Here is a 12,555-nt window from a genome sequence, read left to right on the forward strand (position 1 = left end):
GTGATTTGTCGACATGACGACTAGTCGCTGAGCTATTTCCCGTCGTTCCGGGGATCCATCAGCGTGACGATGCGCTCGAGGTCGTCGATCGACGCGAACTCCACCGTGATCCGGCCCTTGGACCGACCGAGGTCGACCTTGACGCGGGTGTCGTAGCGGTCGGACAGGCGGCCAGCGAGGTCCGCCAGACGCGGCGCCGTCGGCCGGTTGGTGCGGCGTCGGACGGGCGCCTCCTGGTCGTCCTCGCCGACGGCGACGATCTCCTCGAGCGCTCGCACCGACAGGCCCTCGGCGACGACGCGGGCCGCGAGACGGTCCTGGCGGTCGGCGTCCTCGACGGCGACCAGGCTGCGCGCGTGGCCGGCCGACAGCACGCCGGCGGCGACGCGTCGCTGGACCGCCGGGGTGAGCCGCAGCAGGCGCAGCGTGTTGCTGATCTGGGGCCGGCTGCGGCCGATGCGCTGGGCCAGCTCGTCGTGGGTGCAGTCGAAGTCGTCGATCAGCTGGCGGTAGGCCGCAGCCTCCTCCAGCGGGTTCAGCTGCGAGCGGTGCAGGTTCTCCAGCAGCGCGTCGCGAAGCATGTCCTCGTCGGCGGTCTCGCGGACGATGGCCGGGATCGTGTCGAGGCCGGCCTCCTGGGTGGCGCGCCACCGTCGCTCGCCCATGATCAGCTCGTAGGCGCCCTCCCCCGCGGGGCGGACGACGACCGGCTGCAGCAGGCCGATCTCGCGGATCGAGTGCACCAGCTCGGCGAGGGCGTCCTCGTCGAACACCTCGCGCGGCTGGCGAGCGTTGGGCGTGATGGAGCCGACGGGCAGCTCGGCGAAGCGCGCGCCTGCGACGGTCGCGAGGTCGTCGCCGGGCGTCGCGGGGGACGCCGGCGCTGCGGGCGGCGGCGCGCCGATCCAGTCGCGGCCGACGTCGCCGGCCGTGGGCGAGGCGACGTCCGAGGGCGACGGGGTGGGTGCGGCCGACGGCGACTCCGCCGGCGCCTGGGGGATCAGCGCGCCGAGCCCACGGCCCAGTCCACGTCGTTGGCTCATCGGTCCTCCTGGGTCGGGCGGGTGCGGGGGGTGCTGCCGCTCTCGGCGATCTCGCGGGCTGCCTCGAGGTAGCACAGCGAACCGGGCGAGCTGGGGTCGTAGGTGAGCACGCTCTGCTGGTAGCTCGGCGCCTCGGAGATCCGCACCGAGCGGGGGATCGCCGTCCGCAGCACCTTGTCGCCGAAGTGGGTGCGCACCTCCTCGGCCACGCCGGCCGACAGCCGCGTGCGGGCATCGTGCATCGTCAGCAGGATCGTGGAGACGTCGAGGTCGCGGTTCAGGTGGTTCTTGACCAGGTCGACGTTGCGCAGCAGCTGGCCGAGGCCTTCCAGCGCGTAGTACTCGCACTGGATCGGGATCAGCATCTCGCGCCCGGCGACCAGCGCGTTGACGGTGAGCAGTCCCAGCGAGGGTGGGCAGTCGACGAAGACGTAGTCGATCCGCGCGCCCGCCTCCTCACGCTCGGCGAGGAAGGCCTCCAGGGACCGCTCGAGCCGTGACTCGCGCGCCACCAGCGACACCAGCTCGATCTCGGCCCCGGCGAGGTCGATCGACGCGGGCAGCACCTCGAGGCCGTCGATGTCGGGGCAGCCCACGACGAGGTCGTCCATCGGCGTGCCCTCGACCAGCGCCTCGTACACCCCCGGCGTGCCCTGGTTGTGCTCGATGCTCAACGCGGTCGAGGCGTTGCCCTGCGGGTCGAGGTCGATGACCAGCACGTGCTGACCGTGCATCGCCATGGCCGCAGCGACGTTGACGGTGGTCGTGGTCTTGCCGACCCCGCCCTTCTGGTTCGCGACGACGAACACCCGGGTGCGGTCGGGTCGCGGGAAGTCGGTCCCGCCGGCCACGCGGGCCTGGCGGTCGACGTGCTCGGCCACCTCGCGGGCGAGCGGCGTGTTGGCGTCCTCGAACATCACGTGGTCTGCGATCTCCTCCGCACTCGGGACGGACCGACGCAGCGGGCCGCCTGCGGTGCCGCGGACCGCCGAGGCGGCCGGGCTCCTGTGGTCGTGCTGGTTCATGCTCTCCTCGACCGGGAGTGCCGGTCCATCGTTTCACGTGGAACACCGTCGCCACCCGTGGTGGTTCCACGTGAAACAGGCGGTGCGATGACCACGAACGTCATGCTCTCACGTGGCCGGGACGACTCAGGGGGACGTCGGGGCGTCCAGGGACGATCCGTGCCGGGGCACCCGGACCACCGTCGCCGCCGGGTCGACGACACCGACACCGCAGCGCACGACGTCGGGTGCGCCGCCGCCGGCCGCCTCGACCTCGGCCAGGTCGCGATCGATCTCGGCCGGCGCCGACTCGCCCTTGAGGGCGGCGACGTGGCCGGACGGCGTGGTCAGCGGCAGGCACCAGCGCACCAGACGGGCCAGGGGAGCCAGAGCCCTGCTGACGACGACGTCGGCCGACACGGTGCCCACCGCGTCCTCGGCCCGGAGCCGGACCACCTGCACGCGGTCGGCGAGGTCGAGCTCGTCGACCACCTCGTCCAGGAAGGTCGCGCGACGCTTCAGTGGCTCGACGAGCACCAGGTGCAGGTCGGGCCGGGCCAGGGCGATCGGGATGCCGGGCAGGCCCGCGCCGCTGCCGACGTCGGCGACGGTGCCGCCGTGGGGCAGCACCTCGGCCATCACGGCGGAGTTCAGCAGGTGCCGGTCCCACAGGCGGCCGGTCTCACGCGGCCCGATCAGGCCACGCTCGACCCCGGCCCCGGCCAGCAGGTCGGCGTACCGCTCGGCCAGCGGGAGCGCAGAGCCGAACACCCCCGCGGCCGAGGCCGGCGGGGGTGTTCCACGTGAAACGTCGGCGTCGCTCACGTCGCGGGCAGCACGACCACGCAGCGACGCGGCTCGACACCCTCGGACTCGCTGTTCAGCCCGGCGTCGGCCACCGCGTCGTGGACCACCTTGCGCTCGAAGGGCGTCATGGGGGAGAGCTTGAGCGTCTCGCCGGACGCCTGCACCTCCGCGATGGCCTGCGTGGCGATGTCGACCAGCTCGGCGCGACGCTGCGCACGGAACCCCGCGACGTCCAGCATCAGCCGGCTGCGCTCGCCGGTCTCACGGAACACGGCCAGGCGGGTCAGCTCCTGCAGTGCCTCGAGCACGTCGCCGCCGGGGCCCACGAGCTCGTCCAGGTCGCCGCCGACGATCGAGACCGACGCGCGGTTGCCGTCGACGTCGAGGTCGATGTCGCCGTCGAGGTCCGCGATGTCGAGCAGCTCCTCGAGGAAGTCGGCGGCGACGTCGCCCTCGTTCTCCAGACGCTCACGACGGGAGGGCTGGCCCGGGGTATCGGCGCCCTCGGCCGAGGCGGCGGTGTCGGCCACGGCCTCGTCGGCCGCGCCCTGGGTCGAGGTGTCGTCGGTGGAGGTGGTCGTGTCGCTCGTGTCCTGCTCGGTGGTCATCCCCGCTCACTTCTTCTTGGCTCGTTGCTGGGCACCCGGGCGGGCGCCTCCGGCGTTCTTCTTGCGCTGGTTGCGCGTCTGCTTCTTGGGCTGCTGACGCAGCGCCTTGGCCTCCTCGGCCTGCTTCTCGGCCTCGGCCTGCGCCTTGGCCTTCTCGACCGGGTCCTCGGCGACGGTCTTGCCGCGCTTGGCGTCGCGCTCCTGCTTGGCCTTGAACGCGGGCGTGCCCGGGGCCGGGTTGTTGCGGATCACGTAGAACTGCTGGCCCATGGTCCAGGTGTTCGAGGTCGTCCAGTACAGCAGCACGCCGACCGGGAAGGCCACGCCGCCGATGGCGAAGACGAAGGGGAGCACGTAGAGCAGGAGCTTCTGCTGCTGGGCGTACTGACCGCTCATCGCCTCGGCCGGCATGTTCTTGGTCATCAGCTGGCGCTGGGTCATGAAGGTGGTGATGCACATCAGCACCACCAGCGTCGCGGTGATGATCTTGACGTTGATCGTCGAGTCACCGAGCTCGAAGACGCCACCGCCGCCGGAGAAGCGGTCACCGATCCGGACGCCCAGCAGCTGGGCCTCGGCGATCGAGACGGCCTGGGTGGTGGTGAGGAAGCCCTCGGCCTGCTGGCGGACGGCCGCGTGGTCGATCAGCCGGAACAGCGCGAAGAACACCGGCATCTGCAGCAGCAGCGGCAGGCAGGACGCGAACGGGTTGGTGCCCGCGTCCTTGAACAGCTTCATCTGCTCCTGGGCCATCCGCTCGCGGTCGTGGCCGTACTTCTTCTGCAGCTCCTTGATCTTGGGCTGCAGCAGCTGCATGTTGCGGCTGCTCTTGATCTGCTTGACGAACAGCGGGATCAGCAGGGCGCGGATGGTGACCGTGAGACCGATGATCGACAGCGCCCACGTCCAGCCCGAGTCCTCGGGCAGGCCGATGGTCGTGAAGATCCAGTGCCACGCGAGCATCACGGCCGACACCGCGTAGTACAGCGGCGTCATGATCCCGTGGCCCAGTGACGAGAGTGCGTCCAGCATCAGGCTCCTTGGTTCCCGGCGACCAGGGCCGCCTCGTTGGTGAGAAGTCGTGGTGCGGCGGGCGTCTCGCCCTGCTGCTCGAGGTAGCGACGCTCGGCGTCCGACCCGGGCACGTAGTCGACGCCGCCCTCGGCCCAGGGGTGGCAGCGGCCGACGCGGCGGGCCGCGAGCCAGCTGCCGCGGGCGGCCCCGTGGGTCTGGACGGCGTCGAGCGCGTAGGCCGAGCAGCTCGGGTGGTACCGGCAGACCTGGCCGTACAGCGGGCTGATCGCGTAGCGGTAGCCGCGCAGGGCCAGCACGAGCAGCGACCTCATCGGGCCGTGTCCTCGCGAGGGCGCTGCGCGCGTGCCAGGGCACCGTCGAGGTCGCGCGCCAGCTCGTCGAACGAGCGCGTCGCCGACGGCGGCAACGCGCGCACGACGAGGCGGGTGCCCATGGGCAGGGTGTCCAATCGGTCGGCGACCAGGTGGCGCAGGCGGCGCTTGACGCGGTTGCGCGTCACCGCCGGCCCCACGGACCGACCGGTGACCAAGCCCACCTCCCGCGAGGGTACGTCGGAGCCCCTGACGTCGACCACCGCCAGGTGGACGACCAGGCTCGACGTCCCGGCACGACGGCCACGACGACGGGTGGAGCCGAACTCACGCCCGTCGCGCATCCGCACGGCCGGGGGCAGCACGTGGGATCAGGCCGACAGCTTCGCGCGACCCTTGGTGCGGCGCGCGGCGAGGATGGCGCGGCCCGCACGGGTGCGCATGCGCAGCCGGAAGCCGTGCTTCTTGCTGCGACGGCGGTTGTTCGGCTGGAAGGTGCGCTTGCTCACGGGGAAGACTCCTGATCTGGTGGTCCACGGACGGTCTCGGACTCGATTCCACCGCCCGCCCGCCAACAGGCACGCCAGAGGCGGCCGGGCTGCGCGGGCATGCGGCAGGAGTCGAGTAGACCTCGACCGCACCACGGTACGGGGCGCCCGTCCGGCCGGTCAAACCGCACTACAACACGACCCGCCTCCGGTCCACCACCCACGCCGCCCGCGCGTCGGCCGAACGACCGTCCCGGGGCGTCCCGGGATTGTGGACAACCGATTGATGCGCCTGCGGGCGGCTGTTAGCGTCGGCCGGGTTCGGTGCGTTGTCCACAGGGATGCTCGTCATCGAGATCCCCGGTATCTCGGGCGAGGAACGACGGTCACCGGTGGTCGTGCGTTCATGCACAGCATGTGGAAAACAATGTGGACCGACGGTCCGCGCAGAGAGGGGACCGCGTGAGCGATCCGACGCAGGACGGCCGGGACGGCCACCACGACACCGACCCCGGGACGGACCCCGAGCTCGCACAGGCGTGGCTCGAGATCACCGAGACCCTGCCCGCCGGCTCGCGCGCCTGGGTGAGCACCGCCCGTCCGCTCACGCTCCACGGCAGCACCCTCATTGTCGCCGTGCCCAACGACTTCACCCGGGCCCAGCTCGAGACCCGGCTGCGCTCGCAGCTCGAGGACGCCTTCTCCGACCGGCTGAAGCGGTCGATCAACCTCGCGGTGACGATCGACGCGCACCTCGACCTCGACCTGCCGCGCGCCGACGCGGTTGACCGGCGCGACCTCGGCCACCGCACCGACGGCGGCGGGGAGTCCGGCCCGGCCCCGCTGCCCGCCCCGGACGCCGAGCGCGTCGGCGCACCCGGTGAGCGCCGCGACGGCGGCTACACCGAGCGCACGTTCGACGACAGCAGGCGACTCGACGACTTGTCGACAAATCGCTATGCCGACGGCAACGGCGGAGACTCGCAGCCCGGCGGCGGGCGACACATCGGCGACCCCGCCGTGTTCGGCAACGAGGCGAGCACCGCGTTCTCGCCGACGGCACCCCAGGGAGCCACCCGGCCGCCCAACAGCGTGGCCGACGCGCGCCTCAACCCGCGCTACCTGTTCGAGACGTTCGTCATCGGCTCGTCCAACCGCTTCGCGCACGCGGCGGCGGTCGCCGTCGCGGAAGCACCGGGCCGGGCCTACAACCCGCTGATGATCTACGGCGACTCCGGGCTGGGCAAGACGCACCTGCTGCACGCCATCGGCCACTACGTGCGCAGCCTCTACGCCGGCGCGCGGGTGCGGTACGTGAGCAGCGAGGAGTTCACCAACGACTTCATCAACGCGATCCGCGACGACCGCGCCGCCGGCTTCCAGCGTCGCTACCGCGAGGTCGACGTCCTGCTGATCGACGACATCCAGTTCCTGGAGGGGAAGATCCAGACGCAGGAGGAGTTCTTCCACACCTTCAACACGCTGCACAACGCCAACAAGCAGATCGTCATCACGTCCGACCGGCCGCCGCGCGGGTTCGAGCAGCTCGAGGACCGTCTGCGCAGCCGGTTCGAGTGGGGCCTGACCACCGACGTCCAGCCGCCCGACCTCGAGACGCGCATCGCGATCCTGCGCAAGAAGGCGACGCTCGAGAAGCTGACGGCGCCCGACGACGTGCTCAGCTTCATCGCGAGCAAGATCCAGACCAACATCCGCGAGCTGGAGGGCGCCCTCATCCGCGCCACCGCGTTCGCCAGCCTCAACCACCAGCCCGTCGACCTGCAGCTGGCCGAGATCGTCCTCAAGGACCTGCTGCCCGAGGGCGGCGAGCCCGAGATCACCGCGGCGATGATCATCGCGCAGACCTCGGCCTACTCCGAGTACTCCATCGACGACCTGTGCGGCACGAACCGCAGCCGCGGCCTGGTGCAGGCCCGGCAGATCGCCATGTACCTGTGCCGCGAGCTCACCGAGATGTCGCTGCCCAAGATCGGCCAGCAGTTCGGCGGACGCGACCACACCACCGTCATGCACGCCGAGCGCAAGATCCGCACGCTGATGGCCGAGCGTCGCAACGTGTTCAACCAGGTCACCGAGCTCACCAACCGGATCAAGCAGCAGGCCCGTCAGGGCCGCTGACACCGGACCCTGTGGTTCCCCAGCTGGGGACGGACGTGTGCACAAACCCCGGTCACCCTGTCCACGACCGACGTGCGGCGGTGAACGGTCGGTGGACGGCCGTCGTCCGTCCACGGACGCACGGGGTACGTCCCGGCGACATCCACACGCTGTCCACCGCTGGGGACAGCCGCTGACCTGCACCGACGGCCTCCGTCCCCAGGATCCACAGCACCTACGGACACTCCTAGAACAGTTGACGGGAAGGCTGAACGACAAGACCTCGACCGCCCGACCTGGGGATATCGGCCCACGCCGGCTCTGAGTAGGGTGGCCCCCGACACCCGCGACGACGCGGGCCCTGTCGTTTCAGGCACCCCCGGGAGGCACCGCGCCGTGAAGTTCCGCATCGAACGCGACACCCTGGCCGACGCCGTCGCCTGGACCGCGCGCAGCCTGCCCACGCGTCCCAGCGTCCCGGTGCTCGCGGGCCTGCTCGTGGAGGCCGACGCCGACGGCCTGCGCCTGTCGGGGTTCGACTACGAGACCTCCGCCCGCGCCACCCTCGAGGCCGAGATCGCCGACGAGGGCCGCGCCCTGGTGTCGGGTCGCCTGCTCGCCGACATCTGCAAGAGCCTGCCCAGCAAGCCGGTCGACATCACCCTCGACGGCGCCAAGGTGTCGGTCGTGTGCGGCGGTGCCCGGTTCAGCCTGCAGACGATGCCCGTCGAGGAGTACCCGCAGCTGCCCGGCATGCCCGGCGCGTCGGGCACGGTGTCGTCCGGCGTGTTCGCCACCGCGGTGAACCAGGCCGTGGCCGCGGCCGGTCGCGACGACATGCTCCCGCTGCTCACCGGCGTCCGGCTCGAGATCGACGGCTCGTCGATCTCCCTGATGGCCACCGACCGCTTCCGCGCCAGCCTGCGCGACGTGCAGTGGTACCCCGAGGCCGGCGAGGCGTCCGCCAACGCGCTGGTGCCCGCACGCGTGCTGTCTGAGACGGCCAAGTCGTTCGCCGCGAGCTCGGACGTCACTATCGCCATCGGCACCCCCGAGCACGGCGACGGCATCATCGGCTTCGAGGGTCAGGTCGCCGGGGGCACGCGCCGCACCACCACGCGGCTGCTCGAGGGCGAGTTCCCCCGCGTCCGCCAGCTGTTCCAGGCCGAGTCGCAGACCACGGCCTACGTGCAGACGCAGGACCTGATCGACTCCGTGCGTCGCGTCAGCCTGGTCGCCGAGCGCAACACGCCCGTCCGGCTGAGCTTCAGCGCCGGCCAGCTGCTGCTTGAGGCCGGCAGCGGCGACGAGGCGCAGGCGTCCGAGACCATCGAGGCGACGGTCGACGGCGACGACATCTCGATCGGCTTCAACCCCCAGTACCTGCTCGAGGGCCTGACGGTGATGGGCGAGCCCGTCGTCCACCTGGCCTTCACGCAGCACACCCGCCCGGCCGCGCTCGCCGGCGTCAGCGAGATCGGTGCCGACCCCGACCTCGCGTTCCGCTACCTGATCATGCCGGTCCGCCTCCAGGGCTGACCTGCCGATCACCCCCACTCCGGCCCGCGGGCCCCACCGAAGGAGACGCACATGCACCTCGGACTGATCGGCCTGGGCAAGATGGGCGGCAACATGCGCGAGCGTCTGCGCGCGGGCGGCGTCGAGGTCACGGGCTACGACCGCAACCCCGACGTCACCGACGTGGAGTCGCTCGAGGCGCTCGTCGAGGCGCTGCCCTCGCCCAAGGTGGTCTGGGTGATGGTGCCCGCCGGCGAGATCACGCGCACCACCGTCGAGGCGCTCGGCGAGCTGCTCGGCGAGGGCGACGTCGTCGTCGACGGCGGCAACTCCCGCTGGACCGACGACGAGCGCCACCACGCCGAGCTGTCCGAGAAGGGCATCGGCTTCGTCGACTGCGGCGTCTCCGGAGGCGTCTGGGGCCTGGAGAACGGCTACGCGCTGATGGCCGGCGGCAGCGCCGACGACATCGCCAAGGTGCAGCCCGCGTTCGACGCTCTGCGTCCCCCGGGCGACTCGGGATTCGTGCACGCCGGGCGCGTGGGCGCCGGCCACTTCTCCAAGATGGTCCACAACGGCATCGAGTACGCGATGATGCAGGCCTACGCCGAGGGCTTCGAGCTGCTCGAGAAGGCCGAGCTCGTCGACAACGTCACCGCGGTCTTCGACTCCTGGCGCGAGGGCACCGTCGTCCGCTCCTGGCTGCTCGACCTGCTCGTCGTCGCCATGGAGGACGACCCGGGCCTGTCGCAGATCGCCGGCTGGGCCGACGACTCCGGCGAGGGCCGCTGGACCGTCGAGGCCGCGATCGACCACGCCGTCCCGATGCACGCCATCGCCGCCTCGCTGTTCGCCCGCTTCTCCTCGCGCCAAGACGAGTCGCCGGCGATGAAGGCGGTCGCCGCGATGCGCCAGCAGTTCGGCGGCCACGCGGTCAAGGCGGGCGTGCCGCCCAAGCAGTCCCAGGAGTAGGGCGCGCGTGCACGTCACGCACCTGTCGCTGGCGGACTTCCGCTCCTACGAGATGGTCGAGCTCGAGCTCGGCCCCGGTGCCACCTGCTTCGTGGGCGCCAACGGCCAGGGCAAGACCAACCTCGTCGAGGCGATCGACTACCTGGCCACGCTCGGCTCGCACCGGGTGGCGTCCGACCAGCCGCTGGTGCGCGCCGGCGCCGAGCGCGCCGTGGTGCGCGCACGCGTGGAGCGCGACGAGCGGTCGGCGCTGCTCGAGGTCGAGATCGTGCCGGGCAAGGCGAACCGCGCACGGGTCAACCGGTCCGCCCTGCCGCGGGCGCGCGACGTCCTGGGCTGGCTGCGGTCGGTGGTGTTCTCGCCCGAGGACCTCGCGCTCGTCAAGGGCGACCCGTCGGACCGGCGTCGGTTCCTCGACGCGCTGCTGGTGCTGCGCAACCCGCGCTTCGCCGGCGTCAAGGCCGACTACGACCGCATCCTGCGCCAGCGCAACACCCTGCTCAAGACGGCCGGTCGCGCCCGTCGCTCCGACACCGAGGGTGCCCTGGCCACGCTCGACGTCTGGGACGAGCACCTGACGCGCACCGGGGCCGAGCTGCTGTCGGCACGTCTCGAGCTGGTGGCGTCGATCTCCCCGTACGTCGCCTCGGCGTACCTGGACGTGGCGACGTCCGCCTCGCCCGGACGCACCGCCGCGACCTGCACGTACAAGTCGTCGATCGAGCTGCCACCGGAGTCACCGGACCGCGAGGCGCTGCGCGTGGCGCTGGTCGAGGCGGTGCGCGCGCGTCGCTCCGACGAGCTCGACCGCGGCGTCAGCCTGGTGGGCCCGCACCGCGACGACCTCGTCCTGACGGTCGGCGACCTCCCCGCCAAGGGCTACGCCAGCCACGGCGAGTCGTGGTCGTTCGCGCTCGCGCTGCGCCTGGCGTCGTACGACCTGCTCCACGACGACGGCGACGACCCCGTGCTCGTCCTCGACGACGTCTTCGCCGAGCTCGACCGCGACCGCCGCACCCACCTGGCCGCCCGCGTCGCCGGCGCCGAGCAGGTCCTCGTCACCGCGGCCGTCGCCGAGGACGTCCCGGCAGGCCTGTCGGGCGTGCGCTTCCACGTGCACGAGGGGACGGTGGAACGTGCCTGACGAGCCCGACGCCGACCGTCCCGCGGCCGACGACGCCCCCTCGCCGCCCGCGGCCGAGGAGGAGCACCGCACCGACGGCCTCGACCTCGCCCGCAGCATCGCCCGCGCCTACGGGGACCCGACCAACAAGCGCCCGGCCGCCCGTAAGTCGCCGGCCCCCAGGCGACGACGGCGCGTCGACCCGTCCGCGTCCGGCTCCCACCCCGACGACCGCGACCCCCAGCTGCTCGACTCGACGATGGCGCGCCTGGTCGCCGAGCACGGCTGGGCCAAGGACGTCCGCGTGCACGCGTTGTTCGCGCGGTGGGACCAGATCGTCGGCGCCGAGATCGCCCAGCACTGCAAGCCCCAGCACCTCAACGACGGCGAGCTCGTCGTCCAGGCCGACTCCACCGCCTGGGCCACCCAGATGAGCCTGCTCGCGTCCACCGTCGTCCGGCGCCTGAACGACCAGCTCGGCGACGGCTCGGTCACCCGCATCAAGGTCCAGGGCCCCCAGGCCCCCTCGTGGAAGCGTGGCTCACGCCGCGTCAAGGGCCGCGGGCCCCGCGACACCTACGGCTAGACCCGCCGTCCGCCGATCCGCGCGCACCGGTCCGCCGATCGGCGCCTACCCGTCCGGCGATCCGTGCGGACGTGGTCGCAGGGACCGACGGACCGACAGCCGTGGATCGGCGGATCGCGGTCAGGCGGCGTGCACGGACGCGAGCCGCGCGAACCACGCGACGACGACCGAGCACGCGAGGCCGACGACGCCGAGCACGACGGCGGCGTCGCCGAAGCCGGTCCAGCCGCCCAGCGGGCGCACGCCGAGGACGACCAGGACCGCGCCGGCGACCAGCGTGCCGAGGAGCGAGACGGTCGAGACGGCGACGCCGTCGCGCGAGAAGCCGGCGCGGCGACGCACCGTGAGGGCGACGACCGCCGCCGACCCCCAGGCCAGGCTGACGGCCAGCGCCGCGAGCACGTCGCTCGGACGGTGCCAGCCGGCGACGATCGTGGACGCGCCGGTGAACGTCACGGCGCCCGTGCCGAGCCCGGCGACGGCGAGCCGCAGCGAGCGGGGTGCGACGAGCAGGGCGGCCAGCACGATCGAGGTGACCACGGTGGTGTGGCCGCTCGGCAGGCTGTTCAGCGTGAGGTTGCCGAAGTCGGGCCGGTCGAGCACGTAGTTCTTCAGCGCCTGGGTGGTGACGTTCGCGCCGGCGACGACGGTGACGGCGGCGCCCGCGGCGGCGTAGCGGTGGCGCACGAGGGCCAGGCCCACGCAGACCAGCAGCGCGAGCGCTGTCGTCCCGATCGAGATGTATCCGAGCACGCTCAGCAGCTGGCCGACGGCGTCCTCGCGCGCGTAGACCGACTCCATCGCGCTCTGGTCGAGCTCCTGGCCCGACCGGGTGGTGAGGGCCTCCTGCGCCACCACGCCGAGGGCGACGACCGCGGCCAGGACGGTCGCGACGGCCCACGCGAGCACCGCCCACCCTCCGTGCGACCGCGGCTCCGGGCT

The 12,555-nt window shown here is 72.2% G+C and carries 14 protein-coding genes; 5 read left to right on the forward strand and 9 right to left on the reverse strand.

Translation table 11 applies throughout. From position 1 onward, the window contains the following. Nucleotides 1-32 precede the first annotated feature (32 nt). The 8 genes from ACI6PP_RS15080 to rpmH form a co-directional block, all read right to left on the reverse strand. Nucleotides 33-1,043 (reverse strand): ParB/RepB/Spo0J family partition protein, encoded by a 1,011-nt coding sequence (locus ACI6PP_RS15080; RefSeq protein ID WP_421112427.1) that lies wholly within the window; start codon nt 1,041-1,043, stop codon nt 33-35. Then, entirely contained in the window at nt 1,040-2,068 is a 1,029-nt protein-coding gene (locus tag ACI6PP_RS15085) for a ParA family protein (RefSeq protein ID WP_421112428.1), read from the reverse strand. The genes ACI6PP_RS15080 and ACI6PP_RS15085 overlap by 4 nt, the downstream gene beginning before the upstream one ends. Nucleotides 2,069-2,194: 126 nt before the next feature. Next, nucleotides 2,195-2,818 carry a 16S rRNA (guanine(527)-N(7))-methyltransferase RsmG gene (rsmG, locus tag ACI6PP_RS15090; RefSeq protein ID WP_421112429.1) on the reverse strand — a complete coding sequence of 208 codons (624 nt, stop codon included), beginning with the start codon at nt 2,816-2,818 and terminating at the stop codon, nt 2,195-2,197. Nucleotides 2,819-2,868: 50 nt separating this feature from the next. Beyond that, the gene (locus tag ACI6PP_RS15095; protein WP_421112430.1) at nt 2,869-3,462 is read right to left on the reverse strand and encodes a Jag family protein; all 594 of its coding nucleotides are present in this window, start codon (nt 3,460-3,462) and stop codon (nt 2,869-2,871) included. A 6-nt stretch (nt 3,463-3,468) separates the two neighbouring features. Further along, nucleotides 3,469-4,494 (reverse strand): membrane protein insertase YidC, encoded by a 1,026-nt coding sequence (gene yidC, locus ACI6PP_RS15100; RefSeq protein ID WP_421112431.1) that lies wholly within the window; start codon nt 4,492-4,494, stop codon nt 3,469-3,471. Next, a complete protein-coding gene (yidD, locus tag ACI6PP_RS15105) occupies nt 4,494-4,808 on the reverse strand; it encodes a membrane protein insertion efficiency factor YidD (RefSeq protein ID WP_421112432.1) in 315 nt (104 codons plus the stop codon). Before yidD ends, yidC begins: the two co-directional genes overlap by 1 nt. Next, a complete protein-coding gene (gene rnpA, locus ACI6PP_RS15110; protein WP_421112433.1) occupies nt 4,805-5,173 on the reverse strand; it encodes a ribonuclease P protein component in 369 nt (122 codons plus the stop codon). Before rnpA ends, yidD begins: the two co-directional genes overlap by 4 nt. Nucleotides 5,174-5,179: 6 nt before the next feature. After that, nucleotides 5,180-5,317 carry a 50S ribosomal protein L34 gene (gene rpmH / locus ACI6PP_RS15115; protein ID WP_421112434.1) on the reverse strand — a complete coding sequence of 46 codons (138 nt, stop codon included), beginning with the start codon at nt 5,315-5,317 and terminating at the stop codon, nt 5,180-5,182. A 441-nt stretch (nt 5,318-5,758) separates the two neighbouring features. Between rpmH and dnaA the strand changes: the two genes are divergently transcribed. From dnaA to ACI6PP_RS15140, 5 genes are all read left to right on the forward strand, one after another. Beyond that, on the forward strand, nt 5,759-7,435 hold the full coding sequence (gene dnaA, locus ACI6PP_RS15120; RefSeq protein WP_421112435.1) for a chromosomal replication initiator protein DnaA: 1,677 nt from the start codon (nt 5,759-5,761) through the stop codon (nt 7,433-7,435). A gap of 375 nt (nt 7,436-7,810) precedes the next feature. Further along, nucleotides 7,811-8,953 carry a DNA polymerase III subunit beta gene (gene dnaN / locus ACI6PP_RS15125; RefSeq protein ID WP_421112436.1) on the forward strand — a complete coding sequence of 381 codons (1,143 nt, stop codon included), beginning with the start codon at nt 7,811-7,813 and terminating at the stop codon, nt 8,951-8,953. A gap of 51 nt (nt 8,954-9,004) precedes the next feature. Next, a complete protein-coding gene (gnd, locus tag ACI6PP_RS15130) occupies nt 9,005-9,904 on the forward strand; it encodes a phosphogluconate dehydrogenase (NAD(+)-dependent, decarboxylating) (protein ID WP_421112437.1) in 900 nt (299 codons plus the stop codon). A 7-nt stretch (nt 9,905-9,911) separates the two neighbouring features. Next, on the forward strand, nt 9,912-11,048 hold the full coding sequence (gene recF, locus ACI6PP_RS15135) for a DNA replication/repair protein RecF (RefSeq protein ID WP_421112438.1): 1,137 nt from the start codon (nt 9,912-9,914) through the stop codon (nt 11,046-11,048). Beyond that, nucleotides 11,041-11,613 carry a DciA family protein gene (locus ACI6PP_RS15140; RefSeq protein WP_421112439.1) on the forward strand — a complete coding sequence of 191 codons (573 nt, stop codon included), beginning with the start codon at nt 11,041-11,043 and terminating at the stop codon, nt 11,611-11,613. Before recF ends, ACI6PP_RS15140 begins: the two co-directional genes overlap by 8 nt. A gap of 120 nt (nt 11,614-11,733) precedes the next feature. Here ACI6PP_RS15140 and ACI6PP_RS15145 read toward each other — a convergent pair. Beyond that, nucleotides 11,734-12,555, reverse strand: an 822-nt coding sequence (locus ACI6PP_RS15145) for a phosphatase PAP2 family protein (RefSeq protein WP_421112440.1), incomplete at its 5' end; no start/stop codon positions are given.

The sequence above is a fragment of the Solicola agrisoli genome, from assembly GCF_049059935.1.
In the GTDB taxonomy this organism is placed as follows: Bacteria; Actinomycetota; Actinomycetes; order Propionibacteriales; family Nocardioidaceae; genus JAURVT01.